Source organism: uncultured Brachyspira sp. (assembly GCF_944393015.1).
GTDB lineage: Bacteria > Spirochaetota > Brachyspiria > Brachyspirales > Brachyspiraceae > Brachyspira.
In genome coordinates this window covers 15,400-30,767 of sequence record NZ_CALXYQ010000007.1, presented here as the reverse complement: position 1 = coordinate 30,767, position 15,368 = coordinate 15,400, and the positions used below count along the sequence as shown (strand labels likewise).

Below are 15,368 nucleotides of genomic sequence, written 5' to 3'. Positions count from 1 at the left end.
ATTTTTTTAATTAATTATTTTATTGTAAATGAACTGCATTACGAGATAAGAAATTTTTTCTGTCATTAGCATATTTAGCTTTAGAAGAAGTAGGGTATTCAGCTAAATATAGATTATAAGTTTTATAAGCTTTTTCAAAATTTCTTATATTGTTATCACCTTTTTCATATATTTCAGCTAAAAGAAGTATAGAATCTCCGCGTTTAGAAAACTTTACATTTTTTTCTAAAGATTTTTCTAACATATCAGCACCTTCAGATATTCTTCCAAGCTGTTTTAAGCTGTCAGCTATTTCATAAACAGCATTTCCATATAAAGGAGTTTGAGAGTAATTATTCATTACATCATTGAAGTATACAATAGCTTCATCATGTTTATTTTCAGCTTTCTTCATAACGCCCATAGAATATATAGCAGCTGCTTTTTCATTATTACCTGAATTTTTTAATTTTGAAGCCTCATTATACATATTAAAAGCATTATTATAGTCTTTCTTTTGATTATAAATATCTCCTATTCTAAAATGGCTGTATACAGAATATTTAGAATTTGGATATGAAGTTATTATATTGCTGTAGGCATTAACTGCATTATCATAATCTTTAATATTTTTTAATTCTTCTGCTGAATTAAATAATGCTACTATTTCAGGATTAGTTTCAGTTACTTTAGCAGGCTTATCAGCTGGCTTTTTTATTATTGAAGTTTGAGCATTATTAGTAGCTGCTTCATTTGTATTAACCATATTAGTAGCTGTATTATTAGTATTCATCATATCATTAGTCATAACATCATTAGTCATAATGTTATTAGTAGACATATTGTTAGTTTCATTATCAGGGTCTAATATAGCATTAGTTTCCATAGAAGCTATGCCTTGACTATTAGTTACAGTTATTGTATAGAAATATTTTCTTATGATGCTTTCTTCATTATCAACTTGGAAATCAAGTTTTCCTATACCAGCTGTTAATGTTCTGAAAGTAAGGAAAGCATTAGTTTTATCTCTTGTAAATCTTACGAAATCAAGATTAGTAGAATAGCTTGTTATACGTATATATCTGTCAAAATTAGTAGCATTTAATTTTATTGAGAAAAGAGTATTTTCAGCTAAAGATACAGATTTAATTAAATCATCTTCTATAGGACCGCTTTTTACACGGGCAGAAGAAGCATTAGTTACTACTTTATCATCCGGCTGTACAGTGATTGTTTCCTGAGCGAATGCAGCATTAATTATAATGAACATTGCCATTATAGAAGAACATAAAAAAACACGCATAATTCTCTCCTAAAAGTTAGTATTATTTTTTTCGGCTTTCTACAAAGTTTCTTGAGTGTTCTAAATCTTCAAAACTTAGATTTTCTTTTGTAGATAGCATTTCGCCTTTTAAAATTTTTTCTTCGTCTTCTTTAAGAATATTAATAGCTTTTGAATTTTCCTCTTCAGGTGTTAATGGTATCACTTTAGGTCTTGAACAAGAGCCTATTAATACTCCAGAGACTACTACTAATAATAACCAAACAAATAAAATTATGAAAAATAAAATCTTTTTCGTTCTGTAAAAATCTTTTACTTTTTCAAGCATTGAGTTATACCTCTAATCGAATTATAAAATATAGTAAAAAAATTGCAATGAATTTATTCATAAAATGCAGTTAAAACTTATCGTATGATTAAAGTTAATGTTTAGTATTATTTAATTTATTATGTTAATTTTTAAATATTCTGCGGATTATAAAAAACATAATAGTGTAAAATATATATAAATAGTAAAATAAAAGGCTTGAATCTAATTAAAGACTCAAGCCTTATTTATTAATTACTTTAGAGAGATACAAAATGTTTATTTAAAAGTTATGCCATTATTAATTGACCGTTATTTTTTATGCATATTTCTAAAGAGTTAGTTAATCTTACTCTGTAGAACTCTATTCTTTTGCTGATTTCAAATACATAAGCATTATTGTATTTTTTCATTATGTTTTTAATTTTGTTTGCTATAGTTTTTGGAAGTATATTTTCTGATAATTTATCGTCGCTGCTTATATAGTTCCAAGCACCGTTTTTGTCGAAGTTGATATAAGTTCCGTTACTTAATTTTATTTCATATTGATCTTTCACTTTATCAATATAAACGATTTTAGCCTTACTATAGTTAGAAGTTATAAATCTTCTAATGTTTTCAGGTAATTGGCTAGGTGTAATTTTAATAAAAAGGTTTAAGCTATTAGTCATATTGTATCTCCTTACAGTTGGTGTTTGTAAATTCTCTTTACATTTATAATTATAGCAGAATGTAAAAATTAAGCAATATTTATTTACAAATAATTTACAATAAATTTACAAAACTAATTTAAAAATAGGTTGTTGTAATACATATAATACATAAATTAGCTGCATAAAAAGAATTAGTATAAAATATATTTACAAATATTATAGAATTGGCTATAAATATAATATTTTTATATGAAAATTAGAAAATATTCTGTTAAATTTGATTTATATAACGCACGGTGAATAAAATTTATAAGATATCATAGTTTAGATTTACATTTGAACTATATTTCCTAATTTTATTATGCGTGCGTAGTATATGCTATAAATTTAAATAAAACTTGGGTGGGCAGCTAAAAAATTCTAATTTGATGACAAATGAAATAAAAATTAATATTGCATATTAAAGTTTTAAGCCTAGAGGGTGGGCAAATGTATTTAAGTTTTAAAACTTTATTTACATACCCGCCCTTTATTCTTCAAGGCATTAATATAAAATTTATACTTTATTTTCTTTTTCTACCTACTTAGATATTATAGCACCCGCCCAAGCGTTATTTAAATTTTTTATCTGCTCAACGCACGGTAGATAATTATTTATATTTAGTATTATTTGAATTAATAATTGATCATATATTCATTATTTTGCTATGCGTGCGGTATAAGAGCCAAAAATTAAAAAAATATTAGGGTGGGAAGTTAAAATAACAGAAATTATTAACAAACAAATTAATATTTTATAGACTATAAATAGCAAAAAACTTATAGGGTGGGAGTTAGAATAAAATTTTATCAAAAATTTTAAAAAAAATTGATAAAATGATTAAAGAATAAAAAATATAATGCTTTAAAAATCAGAAAATAGGTAGAATATATATTATTTTTATGATTATATTGAATGATTTTTGGGTATAAATAGCTATAAATTATAATTTTTTTATATTTTATGTAGTATATGTATTGTATAGTGATTATTTTAGATTTTTTTTAAGAAAAAAGAGAAAAAAATGCTAAACCAAATTAAACTTTATGCCGAGAGGGCCGAAAATTATTGTATAGCAAAATGAGAGTTCAAGTATTTGGCGGTCTCGAACTCCCTATTTGCTTAGTTGATACCATATAATTTGTAGGGATATATTTATTGGCGTAAATATATCCATTATATAGAATTTAATGGTATTTTGGCAACTTCATATAGTTACTTAGATTGTCGGAATACCTTAAATTCTCTTTAATATTTTTTGCCAATTAGGCACGGATGCCTTTTTGAATAAATATCATGGAGGATGACGATGATCATCAATAATAACATTAGTGCTATAAATGCACAACGTACTTTAAAATTTAGAAACGTAGACCTTTCTAAAGACATGGCTGCTCTTTCTTCTGGAATGAGAATTAACAGAGCTGGCGACGATGCTTCTGGATTAGCAGTATCTGAAAAAATGAGAACACAAATCCGCGGTTTACGTCAGGCTGAAAGAAATACTCAAGACGGTATATCTTTCATTCAAACTACTGAAGGATACCTTCAAGAGAGCCAAGACATCTTACAAAGAATTCGTGAATTAGCTGTACAATCTGCTAACGGTATCTATACTGATGCTGACAGAATGCTTATTCAAGTTGAAGTTTCTCAGTTAGTAGACGAAGTTAACCGTATTGCTAGCCAAGCTCAGTTCAATACTCTTAACATGTTAACTGGTAGATTTGCTAACCCTAATGAGGGCGGTGCTCCTGTTGCTTCTATGTGGTTTCATATGGGTGCCAACATGGATGAAAGAAGAAGAGTTTATATAGGAACTATGACTGCTGCTGCTTTAGGATTACAAACTGCTGAAGGTAATGGTATTTCTATCTCTTCTATAGACAAAGCTAACAGTGCTATAGGTTTAGTTGATGAAGCTTTAATGAAAGTTTCTAAACAAAGATCTAATCTTGGTGCTTACCAAAACAGATTAGAGCTTACTGCTCAAGGCTTGATGATCGCTTATGAGAACACTGCAGCTTCTGAAAGCAGAATCAGAGATACTGATATGGCTGAAACTTCTGTTAAATTTGCTAAAGACCAAATCTTAAGTCAGGCTAATTTAGCTATGTTGGCTCAAGCTAATACTATGAACCAAGGTGCTTTACGTTTAGTTCAGTGATATAGTACGTTTATAGCATACTAATTTAAAAATAGCTGGTCTCATTTTTATAATGGGACTGGCTATTTTTTTGTTTTATGGCTTTTTATAAATCCCGCCCTTTAAAATTTTCTGATTTAATTTTGAATTATAATATTAATTATTTTTTAAGCTTAAATTAAAAATTTTAGAACCCACCCAAGTTTTGATTAGATTAATAATCTATTTAACGCATGGTGAGTAAAATTTTATATTTTGTTTAAATTATGATTATAAATCAGCATATATTTTTAATTTTGCTCTGCGTGCGGTTTGTAGATTTTAAAATTTAAAAAAATCTTGGGCGGGCGTTAAAATTTCTAATTGAATTAGTAAATATAATAAAGTTAAAATGTCTGAATTAAATAATAAAATATAGAGGGCGGGGAATTAGAATAAAATTAAAAACCGCCATGATATATTTACTATCATAACGGTTTTTATCAAATATTAAATTATTCTAAAGCTCTAAAAGAAACACCCAATGTAAACCCAAAATCTAAATTGGAATAATCATATTTATAGAACATATCTTTACTAGATATACCAGGTATGATAAATCCATTATCTCCCTGCTTTGGTATATTACTATTCAATACAGAAACATCATACTGCATACCAAAGTTATAATTCAAATATACTCCAAGTACGAAATCCATTTCAGCATTATCCATTTTATAAGGCTTGAATGCATATTCTGCTGTTATCTTTATATACGGAGCAACAGGAACTTTAAATAGCTTTTTTATATATGCATAATCTAATTTACTATTATATGGTGAAATTATTGATAAATTTTCACTAGGCATTACTGATATTATATTCCTAGGATGATTAGATGCAGCAAAACCAGATATTGGAAATAATACACCTGCTCCTATACCTATAGAAAAATTGTTAAAAACTATTTTCTCTAAAGCTCCTAAAACTAAACTATAAAGATAAACTCTATCAGTGAATATATAAGATTTGCTATCACTTTCACCTTCATATTTTGTGCTTATTATATAAGGGCTGTATCCTATTTCTAAAAGAGAAGTTAAGCCAGTAACTATATTATTATTAATATTATTTTTTACACCTAATTGAAAAATAGCTTCAAAATCTACAAATATATCGCCTTTTATTGTTTTGAAATCAACTAGGTATGAATATTCATTCTGATTTACTTCTGTTTTAGTAAAAATTTGTGAACCTCCTATATTCATGAATATACCAATTTCTGGATAAAGACTTATTGAATATAAAATGTTAATATTAAATAAAATTAATATAATTGATAATACTATTTTCATAATAATAACCTAAATAAAAACTGATATAGATATTGTAAAAAAAAAATAACTTATGTCAATGTATTTTACTTAAAATTTATTTTACATATCCCGCCCTCCATACTTCATTGATTTTATTTCATTTTATAAGCCTTAAATATTTTTTAATGCAAAATAAAAAAGCATTCACGCCCAAGTGATGATTAAATTTAAAATCTATTTAACGCACGGTAAATGAAATTTAAAAAAATAATAAAATTTGAATTATAAATCAGCATATATTTTTAATTTTGCTCTGCGTGCGGTTTGTAGATTTTAAAATTTAAAAAAATCTTGGGCGGGCGTTAAAATTTCTAATTGAATTAGTAAATATAATAAAGTTAAAATGTCTGAATTAAATAATAAAATATAGAGGGCGGGGGATTAGAATAAAATTTTATTTACTTGAAAAAAATATTACTTGTACTATACTAAATTAAAGTTTAAAAATAAGTGAGGGATTTTTTATGACAGTACAAGAAGAATATTTTCAAAAATTATCTTTAGTTTTAAAAGATAAATTCAATAAAAAAGGCTTTGCATTTGATTATTTTTCTAATAAAGAAAAGGCTAAAAAGTTTGTATTATCTCTTATTAAAGAAGATGATACTATTACTTTCGGAGGAAGCACTTCAGTCAATCAAATGGGAATATTAGAGGATTTAAAAAACTATAAAAATTTTGTAGATAGAAATAATAAAGAATTAAAAGCTGAAGCAGAGATTAAAGCATTTAGCAGTGATGTTTATTTATGTTCAGCTAATGCAATAACAAAGAATGGTGACATAGTATCAACAGACGGAGGCGGAAACAGAGTTGCTGCCACTATTTATGGCCCTAAAAAAGTATTTTTAATTGTTGGAAGGAATAAGGTTTGTGATACAGTTGAAGATGCTGTAAAAAGAGTAAGAAGCATTGCAGCAGGAGAAAATTCGGTAAGATTTAAAGTAGATAATCCTTGCTGTACAGGAAATATGATTTGCGATGAGGAAAATTGTGATATAGAAAAAAGATTATGTTCTTATACAATTATAGTTAATAAATGTCATATAAAAGACAGAATACATATTATATTTATAGATGAAGAATTAGGATTTTAATTTTCTATTTAAAAGTTATATTGTGCTTATAAAAAATATTTATTATGTACAGTATAACTTTAATATGTTTATAGTTTAATTATTTTTCTAAATATAGAAGTGAATAAAATTAACTTTAAAGAATTACTTACATACCTCGCCCTTTAAAATTTTCTGCTTTATTTTGAATTTTAGTATTAATTATATTTATAACTTGATTATAAATTTTGGCACCCGCCCAAGTGTTAATTAGATTTAAAATTCGTTTAACGCACGATGAACTGAATTTTATAATATAATAAAATTTGAATTATTATTAAAATTATATTTTTAGTTTTGCTCTGCGTGCGTTGATAAAGTAAAAATTTTTAGTTTTATTATTTTAATATCTGACTCTTATATTTTTCTAATAGAGTTCCAGAGAAATCAGTTTTCTGCATTGCCTCTTTTAATCCTGTAACATCAATAGTATATGCCTGACTGCCACTATTAGGTTTTATTGATAGAGTTTTACTGTTTATTAATTTACTTAAGAACTCAATAACTTCTTTCTCCTGTATGATTCCGAAAGCAGGTGATATTGTGTATAATATATCGAAATTATCACTTGAAGATCTCATAAAAGGCTCTACAGATTTATAAGGTGAATTATTGAAACTATATTCTACTACAGGAGTATTTTCATCTACTTTATCTTTATACCAGTTTATGCTTACGCTGACTTGATTATTTCTAGCTGCTATATATACCTCTAAACTATTATTGTTTTTTATAGTCATTGTAACAGTTTTTGTATCAGTATTGTTATATGTTATTCTTCTTATTTTCCAATTATTATAATGTGTTGTTACAGCAGCAGAGAATGCCTGTATTGATATTGTTAATAATATTATAAACACAAATACAATTTTTTTCATATATTTTTTACTTCTCCTGTATTTTAATAATTTTATTTTACTATATATTATGTTTACTAATTATAATTCTCGTTAATTTTTTGTAAAGTATTAGAAATAAAAAATTATTATTATTTTAATAAATAAGTGATTTTATATCATTGTACCATTTATTCATATAGTTTTTTAATTCTTCATAGCTTATAACAGATTTCTCAAATTTTTCAACATGCCAAGGCGATATTATATCAGCAATATTTTTCATATTATTATTAAAATTCTCTTTATTGATATTCTCTTTGTTAATGTTTTTTATAAAATTATCTAATTCTTTCACTAATTTTTCTTTATCTATATTTTCTTTTAAATAGTTTTTAATTTCTATACTTTTATTATTATATATTGAGTTATTATAATTGTATATTTTTACATTTTTTATGCTTGCAGATTGTGTTGTTAAAGTGAAAATATCAGTAGTTTCAGAAATCTCCTGAATTAAAGATTCAAAATGATTTTTATAACTCAAAAGTGATGAAGAAGTATTTCTATAAACATTATCATAGCATTTTATTTTTTGATTATCATTAAGCCTTTTATATTTAGCAGATTCAAAAGTTTTTAATTTACTACTGTTAATATAATCATGGGCTGAAGCATTTGAATATTTAGAATGCGTTTTATCATCAATATGGCAAAAATCACATCCTGCAAGCAATATATATTTAGGATTGAGCATATATGCTATTCTTAAAGCAGGCATTATAACACTTCCTTCCATATAGAAATATATATTGTTATTATCATCATCATTTATAGGGTATAATATCTTCTCAAAACTTTCATCATGTGAGAAATAAAATATTCTTTTGTTTTCTATATGAGTGAGAGGAAAAGGATATGCTGTATGAGTAGTAAATATATTTATATTTTCATTTTCTTTTTTAAGAAGTTCTTTTAAATGTATCGATGAATAAAAACCTCCGTCAGTAGATACAACAGCATCAGGCTTTATATTATTTTTTATTAAGCTATTAAAAGCATGCGATAATACTATAACAAAATGAGTCTTTGATAATTCTTTAATATTTTCTATATAATCATCAGCCGAAGCTCCTGCAGACACTAGTAAAACAGGTGTTTCTCTTTTTAATATATTATAGAATGTTTTTATCGAGTATCCTTCATTGAAATGCATATTATATAATGTATTTCTAGCCCATACAGGAGCAAAATAATAATTAGATGTTAATGACATTAATTTTTCTTTTATACTGTTGGCAAGCGATATATTAACATTATCATAATATTCTCTTGTTTCATCATCTATATTTGAAGCTCTTATATGTCTTATATAAACTATTTTTTTAGAATCATTATCATTCATATAAAAATTAAAGAATGCCAATATATTTTCTAAATCTTCATTTAGAATGAGTATGGTATTCTTTAATATATTTTGATTTGAAAGCTTTAAATTCTCTAAAATAAGCTTAACTATTTCTATATCTTTCTCTATTATGATTGCTTTGTTATTTTCATTTAATGATAAAAAATATTCTATATGAAAGAATGAGGCAATAGATAAAAATATTCCTATATGTTCATTGTTGTTTGTTATGAATTGAGATATTAATCTTTTAGCTTCTTCCATAGGATTATATAGAGAAGTTAAAGGTTTATTATTGTACATAACAGCAAACAAATCATTTTTAGCCTGCTTTAATTGATATTTATTATTAGCTGCATTATATTCTATTAATTTTTTTACAGCTCTAAAATTATATTTATTTTTATTTAAAAGCTCTATATTTTTAGTGAATATAGTATTATTCATTTTATTTTCTCTGCAGATTATTTTTAGAATATGCCGTATTTTTCTATAAGTTCATATGTGGCATCTTCATCATTTTTAATTTTATTGTATATGATGAGTTCCGGCCTATATTCAAAATGTATGGTGTCATAATTATGCCATTTACCGCCCCATATAAAACCATATTTTTCAAATACTTTTACAACTTCTTTAGGAGGATGCCATCTTTTATCATAAGGTACAGCATACCAAGCTTTATTATTAACTCTAGTCCAAGCCCAATATATTTGCTTACCATTATTTTTTTTAGGTAAAGTGTCAAATGCTACACCATAACTATGATAGCTTCTGCTTGCACTTTTTGAAATAATTTTCCAAACATATCCGCTCACTATTTTCAAAGAATCTAAGAAATTTTCAACTTCCTGATTGGTCTGAGCTATGAGCTTCACTTCTACGCTTACATTAGAAAGCTGTTCATATACATAGTCATGAACTCTTACTTTATATCCTAATATACTTTTTGTGCTTATATGCTTTACCATACTCCTTTCGCTTGTTCCGTCATAAAGAGTATCTAAGAATTTATTATTGATATATTTTGTATTATTAACTCTTCTTTTGTAATATTCCTGAAGTTCTTTAGTTCTTTCAGGAGTTTCTTTCTGTACCTCAGGCATTCCATCTACAGTATAGGAATAAAATCCGAAAGGTATATAATTATCCTGATTAGTCATATCTTCATCGGTTAAAAGTTTGCCATTAGCCCAGTTAAACCATATTCCGTCTAAATAAAATCCTAATTCTCTATTTTTTATAGTAGGAGGGGATATTCTATTGGAATATGCTAAATGAAGAGCTATAGTTTCTATTGCCCCTGGTCTTATTATTATATCTTTTCTTATTCTCTTTTTCTCTTCTTCAAGCTGAATCTGCTTTAAATCAGAACTGGACATTATATCTTTTGTATTATTTATATATATTATTCCTACTGCAGATATAGATGATACAATTACTGTCATAAGAACTATTGTAAATATTTTATATTTAGATCCTGCCTTTATTATAAAGCTTATCAGTGCCAGTACTGCTAGTATTGTTGTTATTACTAAAACATATTGTAAAACCGTCATATTATTCTATCATTACTCTATAAAAAAATTATTTGTTTACATAATATTAACATGTATTAATATTAAATTCAAATATATTATCGTTAAAAAAATCATATTTAATAGGAAGATTTATCAAAAAAGATTTATTTGTAAAAGGGGGAAAAATTGGGCGATGACGGGCTCGAACCGCCGACCTAGTGCTTGTAAGGCACCCGCTCTCCCAGCTGAGCTAATCGCCCTTTCTTTTTGAAATGTGTATTTATAATAGCATATCATTAAAAAAAGTCAAGTGTTTATATCGTTAAAATGTGTTAAAATTTATATTTTTAGTATTTGTATATAAAACTTTATCAAATATATATTGCTAAAATAATAAAAAATGTTATTATAGTACAATGTAAATATTATAAAATAAGTAGAATTTTATTAAAATGAATGTAGAATTTTTGCTGTCAGCAACATTTGATAATAGAAGGGTTATTCCTAACCAAGATAGATTGTTTAAAGCGATAGTTTCTTCTTTAAACGAAGTTAATATTAATCCGCTTGTAATGATTTCTGAGTTTTCTATAATAGAAGACGGAAGCACACTTATATATTCTTTTCACCCTTCTGCTGACCCTATATATTTTGAGTTTAAAACAGATACTTTATATATAACTATAACTACAGGTTCTTTTGGAGCCGGATATCATAGATTTATAGTAGGTGTTTTGGATAGAATAGCTAGAAGGCTTGATATAGAGTTTAAAGAGGATTTAGTTCATAAAGATCCTAGCGGTTATTTTAGAAATAGGGATTTTGAAGCTTTAAAGAAGTTTTTTGTAAATTCTTTGGCTGATTATGCTAAAATGCTTATAACTCATCATGATAATGGATTCAGTAATTTTATGATATCTATGCCTTATAATTATCCTGTAATTGAAAAAGAGTATTTTGCTTTATCTTCTTTGGGATATTGGGGTAAAAATTGGTTTACTGACTTCATAGATGCTAGTGAAGAGGATAGATTAACTTTAGCAGCAGATTTCTTTCTATGGGATATTGAAGAGATGAATGCTAAATTTTGGTTTAAAAGCTTTATTAGTATGATTTGGCTTTATTTCCCATTCAGAGAGGCTATTGATAACAAAGAAAAGACTATGTATAAAAAAATTATGTATGCTTTTCAGGAATCATATAAAAAAGATGCTTCATTAAAATATCCTTGGGACATTCTTATTGATATTGCTCATTATTTAGATGATGAAAATTTGGCTAAATTTATAGAAAGCAAAAAAACTGCTCATCATCAGCAGGATACTCTTCAAATAGGCTTCAGACTTGAAAAGGCACGTTTCCCTATAGCAGCAGGATTTACTATTATTCTGCCTATGCGTATGAATGTATTTAGAAATGATAAATCTTTAATAGAATTCAAAGATATTAATGTATATATAGCTATGCAGGTTTACTCTTTTGCCAATGAAGAGATCGATGTAATAATGGAATATGTACTAAAGCAAATAGATATTGCCGGAGAAGATAAAGGTGAAAAACTTGATATCAAATCTCAAAGCGGTAAAATAGAAAGTATAGTATATGAAAAAGAATTAGAAGATAATGATCATATTATTACAGTAGCTTGTGCAGCTAAAAAGCTCGCATTACTTGCTTGGTTCACTTATTCTGAGCCTGAATATAGAGATATGTGCATAGAAGCCATAAAATCCATAGATGTAGAAAATTAACATAATATTTTTTAAAAAAAATATGTTAAGTAATCATAATAACTGCCGATAATTTATCACATAGCTGATTAATAATTTTAATCTGCTTTAACTTAAAGGTGGTATTTATGTTTAACTTATACGAAGAACTTACAAAAATAGAGATTCTTTTAGCAAAAGAAATAGAAGTTTACAAAATAATATTAGAAGATGAAGAAAAAAAAGTTAATTCTATAATCAATACAAGATTACAGGATATACATTTATATTGTGATCATCAAAATGAAAAAATGACTGAAGCTAATGAGCTTAGAAAAATGAGAGAAAATGTAATAGATTTGATAGTTTTAAATAAATTCCCTCATTTATCAGAAACAGCAACATTATCTGATATTATTAGAAGAATACCATTGAATAAAACAGCTAGAATATCAGCTTTACGCCTTGAATTAGTTACTTTAATGGCTAGATTAAAACATCTAAATAAATTAGCTCCTAAACTTTTCGATGAAGCTTTAGATTTATTTGCAAATATGAAAGAAGTTTTAAATGAAAGCAAAAAAGTTGGCTATAACAACAAAGGCAAAGAACATGTTGTTAATAGGAAATTATCAGTATTAGTAAATAAGCAAGTTTAATATAGAATATTTATATCTTAATTAAACGTATGGCATAGTTTTATGTTATACGTTTTTTTTATATATACTGAAAATTTTGACAAACTAAAAACATTTTATTATAATAAAAAATATGGAAGATTTAGAAAAGCTTAAAAAAATATTAAATGAACCTATTACAATAAATAATTTAAATAGGATTAATGATTATTTTGTGCGTTATCTATTTTCACATACTGGAAATGAATATATAGCTTTACATTTTATTAATTCTGTATTTAAAGATTTGGATTTTGAAACTTTTTCAAAAATTGAAATACTTAATCCTTTTAATATAGCAGAAAATTATGATGAAAAAGAATCTATAGTTGATATAAAGGCTACAACCGAAAATGGAATAACCGTGTTGATAGAGATTCAAGCTAGAGGAAACGAAGATTTTGTAAAAAGAGCTTTATTTTATTGGGCTTATAATTACACAAGCAGTTTGAACAGAGGCGGAATTTATGATGAATTAAAAGCAGTTATTAGTATAAATATTACAAATTTTATATTAACAGATGAGGTTCATAGTTGCTATGTTTTAAAAGAATTAAATAACAATAAAATATTGACAGATCATTGTCAATTACATTTCATTGAATTGCCTAAATTTAATTTAACAGATATAACTAAAATAAAAGATTTTGAAAAACTTAATAAAGAATTTATTTCTTGGGTAAAATTTTTTAAGGGGGAAGATATGTCAATACTTATAAAAGAAAATACCATTTTTGAAGAAGTAGAAAAGAAATGTAATACTTTTGTTAATGATAGTCCTGTAATAGATAAATATAAAAAAAGAGAAATAGATTCATATTTTTTTGATAAAAGTTTAGAGTTAGATTTGAAAAAAGCAAAGGAACAAGGTCTTGCAGAAGGTAGGTCAGAAGGAATTGAAATAGGTATAGAAAAAGGTAGAGAGGAAGGTGAAATAAACAAATCTATAGAAATAGCTAAAGGAATGAAAAATAAAAATATGGATGTAAAACTTATTAGTGAATTAACAGGTTTAAGTATTGATATAATAGAAAAATTATAATTAATTTGTTTTGATTGTAGTTTTTATATATTTTTGAAATAATAACTAAACTTCTAAAACGCTTATCTGTAGTTTTGAATATATCTATTAAGTATTTTCATATATTTTATTTTTTAAAAAATATCAAAATAAAAATATTGCAAAATTATAAAAACGATATATAGTATTACTCAAAAAAATAATATAAAAATTTAAACGGGAAAAAATTATGAAAAAAGTTAATTTATCAGGAAGACATTTTATTAATTTGGAAGATTTTACAAGCGAAGAGTTATCAGCATTGATTGATTATACCTTCGAGTTAAAATCAAAGGTAAGAAATAGAGAAGAAATTGATATAATGAAAAATAGAACTATGGTGATGTATTTTTCAAAGCCTAGTTTAAGGACTCGTTTAAGTTTTGAAATAGGAATGAAGAAATTAGGCGGAGATGCTTTTGTATTAAAACAAGATGAGATTATATTAGGACAAAGAGAAAGTATTGAAGACAGTTCTAATGTTATTTCAAGATACTGCGATTTGATTATGATTAGAACTTTTGCTCATAGTGATGTTGAAGATTTTGCTAAATATTCAAAAGTGCCTGTTATTAATGCTTTGACAGACCTTTCACATCCTTGTCAGATTATGGCAGATTTATTTACTATGAAAGAGCATTTTGGTAAATTGAAAGGCTTAACATTAACATATATAGGCGATGGTAATAATGTATGTAATAGTCTTTTAACAGGCTGTACATCTTTAGGAGTTAATATTAAAGTAGGAGTTCCTAAAGGTTATGAACCGGATGCAAAAACTATAGAAGTAGCTAAGAACATAGCAAAAAATACAGGCTGCAGCGTTGATATTGTTAATGATGTAAAAGAGGCAGTAAGCGGAGCCGATGTAGTTTATACAGATGTATGGGCTTCTATGGGACAGGAGAAAGAGAAAGAAGAAAGACTTAATGTATTTAAGGGCTTTACTCTTACTAAAGAGTTATTTGATCTTGCTAATAAAGGAGCTATAGCACTTCACTGTTTGCCTGCACATAAAGGCGAGGAGATAAGCGAAGAAGTATTCAATATGAATTCTCAATATATTTATGAAGAGGCAGAAAACAGAATGCATGCTCAAATGGCTATAATGAGCAGTATAGTAAAAGAATAATATTTATATTAAATTGATTATACAACTTTACTATTTAGAAAGTAGTATATAACTAAATGACTATAATTTGTTAAAAAATTAGATTTATTTGTGGGGACTAGCCCCCACACCCCCAGTTCTTTTGTGACTGAAGGAAGTACTGCGACTTA

General features: G+C 26.2%; 13 protein-coding genes and 1 tRNA gene. 6 read left to right on the top strand and 8 right to left on the bottom strand.

Annotated features, from left to right (window positions below):
• Nucleotides 1–19: 19 nt before the first annotated feature.
• The 3 genes from Q0K19_RS04145 to Q0K19_RS04135 all read right to left on the bottom strand — a co-directional run bounded on the left by Q0K19_RS04145 (nt 20) and on the right by Q0K19_RS04135 (nt 2,239).
• Nucleotides 20–1,282: a tetratricopeptide repeat protein gene (locus Q0K19_RS04145; RefSeq protein ID WP_297245624.1), complete on the bottom strand. Its 1,263-nt coding sequence runs from the start codon at nt 1,280–1,282 to the stop codon at nt 20–22.
• Nucleotides 1,283–1,304: 22 nt separating this feature from the next.
• The gene (locus Q0K19_RS04140) at nt 1,305–1,589 is read right to left on the bottom strand and encodes a hypothetical protein (protein WP_014488971.1); all 285 of its coding nucleotides are present in this window, start codon (nt 1,587–1,589) and stop codon (nt 1,305–1,307) included.
• Between the two features lie 269 nt (nt 1,590–1,858).
• A complete protein-coding gene (locus Q0K19_RS04135; RefSeq protein WP_297245621.1) occupies nt 1,859–2,239 on the bottom strand; it encodes a PepSY-like domain-containing protein in 381 nt (126 codons plus the stop codon).
• Nucleotides 2,240–3,570: 1,331 nt separating this feature from the next.
• Here Q0K19_RS04135 and Q0K19_RS04130 point away from each other — a divergent pair.
• Entirely contained in the window at nt 3,571–4,428 is an 858-nt protein-coding gene (locus Q0K19_RS04130; protein ID WP_297245619.1) for a flagellin, read from the top strand.
• Between the two features lie 473 nt (nt 4,429–4,901).
• Here the strand turns inward: Q0K19_RS04130 and Q0K19_RS04125 are convergent, their stop codons facing one another.
• Entirely contained in the window at nt 4,902–5,741 is an 840-nt protein-coding gene (locus tag Q0K19_RS04125) for a hypothetical protein (RefSeq protein ID WP_297245617.1), read from the bottom strand.
• A 485-nt stretch (nt 5,742–6,226) separates the two neighbouring features.
• Between Q0K19_RS04125 and Q0K19_RS04120 the strand changes: the two genes are divergently transcribed.
• Complete coding sequence (locus tag Q0K19_RS04120; protein ID WP_297245615.1) at nt 6,227–6,859, top strand: lactate utilization protein; 633 nt, start codon at nt 6,227–6,229, stop codon at nt 6,857–6,859.
• Between the two features lie 356 nt (nt 6,860–7,215).
• Here the strand turns inward: Q0K19_RS04120 and Q0K19_RS04115 are convergent, their stop codons facing one another.
• The 4 genes from Q0K19_RS04115 to Q0K19_RS04100 form a co-directional block, all read right to left on the bottom strand.
• Nucleotides 7,216–7,755, bottom strand: coding sequence for a hypothetical protein (locus Q0K19_RS04115; RefSeq protein WP_297245613.1), 540 nt, complete (start codon nt 7,753–7,755; stop codon nt 7,216–7,218).
• Nucleotides 7,756–7,870: 115 nt separating this feature from the next.
• Nucleotides 7,871–9,568, bottom strand: a complete 1,698-nt coding sequence (locus tag Q0K19_RS04110) for a 6-hydroxymethylpterin diphosphokinase MptE-like protein (protein ID WP_297245611.1) — start codon at nt 9,566–9,568, stop codon at nt 7,871–7,873.
• A 23-nt stretch (nt 9,569–9,591) separates the two neighbouring features.
• Nucleotides 9,592–10,680, bottom strand: coding sequence for a M15 family metallopeptidase (locus Q0K19_RS04105; RefSeq protein WP_297245609.1), 1,089 nt, complete (start codon nt 10,678–10,680; stop codon nt 9,592–9,594).
• Nucleotides 10,681–10,828: 148 nt separating this feature from the next.
• A tRNA-Val gene (locus Q0K19_RS04100) sits at nt 10,829–10,901 on the bottom strand.
• 192 nt (nt 10,902–11,093) lie between these two features.
• On the opposite strand from Q0K19_RS04100, the gene Q0K19_RS04095 reads away from it, so the two are divergent.
• The 4 genes from Q0K19_RS04095 to argF all read left to right on the top strand — a co-directional run bounded on the left by Q0K19_RS04095 (nt 11,094) and on the right by argF (nt 15,219).
• Nucleotides 11,094–12,392, top strand: a complete 1,299-nt coding sequence (locus Q0K19_RS04095; RefSeq protein WP_297245607.1) for a hypothetical protein — start codon at nt 11,094–11,096, stop codon at nt 12,390–12,392.
• 107 nt (nt 12,393–12,499) lie between these two features.
• Nucleotides 12,500–13,009: a flagellar export chaperone FlgN gene (gene flgN, locus Q0K19_RS04090; RefSeq protein ID WP_297245605.1), complete on the top strand. Its 510-nt coding sequence runs from the start codon at nt 12,500–12,502 to the stop codon at nt 13,007–13,009.
• A gap of 112 nt (nt 13,010–13,121) precedes the next feature.
• On the top strand, nt 13,122–14,069 hold the full coding sequence (locus Q0K19_RS04085) for an Rpn family recombination-promoting nuclease/putative transposase (protein ID WP_297245603.1): 948 nt from the start codon (nt 13,122–13,124) through the stop codon (nt 14,067–14,069).
• 208 nt (nt 14,070–14,277) lie between these two features.
• Nucleotides 14,278–15,219, top strand: a complete 942-nt coding sequence (argF, locus tag Q0K19_RS04080; RefSeq protein ID WP_297245601.1) for an ornithine carbamoyltransferase — start codon at nt 14,278–14,280, stop codon at nt 15,217–15,219.
• Nucleotides 15,220–15,368 lie beyond the last annotated feature (149 nt).

Bases quoted from the DNA above. Each gene is read 5' to 3' on its own strand.
- Q0K19_RS04125 (WP_297245617.1), bottom strand. From the start codon at position 5,741: ATGAAAATAGTATTATCAATTATATTAATTTTATTTAATATTAACATT.
- Q0K19_RS04095 (WP_297245607.1), top strand. From the start codon at position 11,094: ATGAATGTAGAATTTTTGCTGTCAGCAACATTTGATAATAGAAGGGTT.
- flgN (WP_297245605.1), top strand. From the start codon at position 12,500: ATGTTTAACTTATACGAAGAACTTACAAAAATAGAGATTCTTTTAGCA.
- Q0K19_RS04145 (WP_297245624.1), bottom strand. From the start codon at position 1,282: ATGCGTGTTTTTTTATGTTCTTCTATAATGGCAATGTTCATTATAATT.
- Q0K19_RS04110 (WP_297245611.1), bottom strand. From the start codon at position 9,568: ATGAATAATACTATATTCACTAAAAATATAGAGCTTTTAAATAAAAAT.
- Q0K19_RS04135 (WP_297245621.1), bottom strand. From the start codon at position 2,239: ATGACTAATAGCTTAAACCTTTTTATTAAAATTACACCTAGCCAATTA.
- Q0K19_RS04120 (WP_297245615.1), top strand. From the start codon at position 6,227: ATGACAGTACAAGAAGAATATTTTCAAAAATTATCTTTAGTTTTAAAA.
- Q0K19_RS04085 (WP_297245603.1), top strand. From the start codon at position 13,122: ATGGAAGATTTAGAAAAGCTTAAAAAAATATTAAATGAACCTATTACA.
- Q0K19_RS04140 (WP_014488971.1), bottom strand. From the start codon at position 1,589: ATGCTTGAAAAAGTAAAAGATTTTTACAGAACGAAAAAGATTTTATTT.
- argF (WP_297245601.1), top strand. From the start codon at position 14,278: ATGAAAAAAGTTAATTTATCAGGAAGACATTTTATTAATTTGGAAGAT.
- Q0K19_RS04130 (WP_297245619.1), top strand. From the start codon at position 3,571: ATGATCATCAATAATAACATTAGTGCTATAAATGCACAACGTACTTTA.
- Q0K19_RS04115 (WP_297245613.1), bottom strand. From the start codon at position 7,755: ATGAAAAAAATTGTATTTGTGTTTATAATATTATTAACAATATCAATA.
- Q0K19_RS04105 (WP_297245609.1), bottom strand. From the start codon at position 10,680: ATGACGGTTTTACAATATGTTTTAGTAATAACAACAATACTAGCAGTA.